The sequence below is a fragment of the Rhizobacter sp. P3_C12 genome, assembly GCF_056402735.1.
The window spans coordinates 1-1,675 of sequence record NZ_JBFUGW010000550.1 but is presented as its reverse complement, the minus strand read 5'-3'; the positions used below and the strand labels follow the sequence as shown (position 1 = coordinate 1,675).

Here is a 1,675-nt window from a genome sequence, read left to right as displayed (position 1 = left end):
GGCGGAGGATGCGGCCGGCGCCCAGGTGCTGGCCGCGCTGCGGCTGGCGGACGGCAGCGGCTGGCCGGCGCAGGCGGGCCAGACCTCGATGACGCTGGAGCAGCTGCGCCAGTGGGTCGACGGCGTGCTCGAGGAGGCCTCGTTCGTGCCGCCCGCGCCGCCGCAGCCGGCGGTCGTGATCACGCCGCTCGCGCATGCCACGCTGCGGCCGTTCGCGGCGCTGGTGCTGCCCGGGGCCGACGAGCGCCACCTGGGTGCGGGCGTCGATCCGCTGCCGTTCATCAGCGATGCGCAGGCCGTCGCGCTCGGCCTGCCGAGCGCGGCCAGCCGCCGCGAGCGCGAGGCCTTGTCGTTCGCGCATGCGATGCATGCCGCGCAGGTCACGCTGCTGCGCCGGCATGTCGACGGCAGCGAGCCGCTGTCGGCCAGCCCGCTGGTCGAGCGGCTGTCGCTCGCGCTGCAGAAGGTGTCGCGCAGCCTCGACGCCTGGGCCGATCCGCGCTCGTCGCAGGCGATCGAGCCGCAGCCGGTCTACATGCCGGCACCGTCGGCCGGCGCGCTGCTGCCGGCCAAGCTGTCGGCGAGCGCCTGCGAGGCGCTGCGCGCCTGCCCGTACCGCTTCCATGCGCTGCACATGCTGAAGCTGCGCGAGCCCGGCGAGCTCGATGAAGAGGTCGAGAAGCGCGACTACGGCAACTGGCTGCATGCGGTGCTGCAGGCCTTCCACGAGACCCGCTCCGCCCCCGGCACGCCGGCCGACGAGACCGAACGGCTGCTGCAACTGGGCCGCACGATGCAGGACCGCGCCGGCCTCGCCGACGAGGATTTCCTGCCCTACGGCGCCAGCTTCGAGCAGCTCGCGCCGCGCTATGTCGCGTGGCTGCACGAGCGCGATGCGCAGGGCATCGAATGGGCCGAAGGCGAGCAGGCGCACGAGGTCGAGCTGCCGGCGCCGGCGGCCGTCACGCTGCACGGCCGCATCGACCGCGTCGACCACCGCCACGAGGCCGGTGCGCGGGTGCTGGAGCTGATCGACTACAAGACCGGCAGCGAGAGCGCGCTGCGCCAGCAGGTGCGCCAGCCGCTCGAAGACACGCAGCTCGCGTTCTACGCCGCGCTGATGCGCCCGCACACCGAGGCGCCGCTGCAGGCCGTCTACCTGCTGCTCGATGCCGGCCACGAGATCCGCCAGGTGGTGCATCCCGAGGTCGAGGCGAGCGCGCAGGCGCTGGTCGAGGGGCTCGCCGGCGAGCTGGCCCGCATCCGCGCCGGCGCGGGCCTGCCGGCGCTCGGCGAGGGCCGCGTCTGCGAGTTCTGCGAGGCCCGGGGCCTGTGCCGCAAAGACCAATGGAGTGCGCGATGAACGCCCCGGCCTACCAGGCGGACGGCGCCCCGGTGTCGCGCGAGGCGTTCTACGCGATCGCCTGCGACCCGCAGCGCAGTGTCGTCGTCGAGGCCTGCGCCGGCGCGGGCAAGACCTGGATGCTGGTGTCGCGCATCGTGCGGGCGCTGCTCGACGGCGCGCGCCCGCAGGAGATCCTCGCGATCACCKTCACCCGCAAGGCGGCCGGCGAGATGCGCGAGCGGCTCAACCAGTGGCTGGCCGATTTCGCGTCGCCGCAGGCCGATGACGCGAAGCGCGCCGCCGAGCTGGTTGCGCGCGGCGTGCCGCCGG

2 protein-coding genes are annotated in these 1,675 nt (G+C 74.6%); both read left to right on the top strand.

Features of this window, described 5'->3' with window-relative positions; translation table 11 throughout:
• On the top strand, window positions 1-1,363 hold a 1,363-nt coding region (locus AC1DXV_RS34385), incomplete at its 5' end, for a RecB family exonuclease (RefSeq protein ID WP_477938016.1).
• On the top strand, window positions 1,360-1,675 hold a 316-nt coding region (locus AC1DXV_RS34380), incomplete at its 3' end, for a UvrD-helicase domain-containing protein (protein WP_477938015.1). The genes AC1DXV_RS34385 and AC1DXV_RS34380, both read left to right, overlap by 4 nt.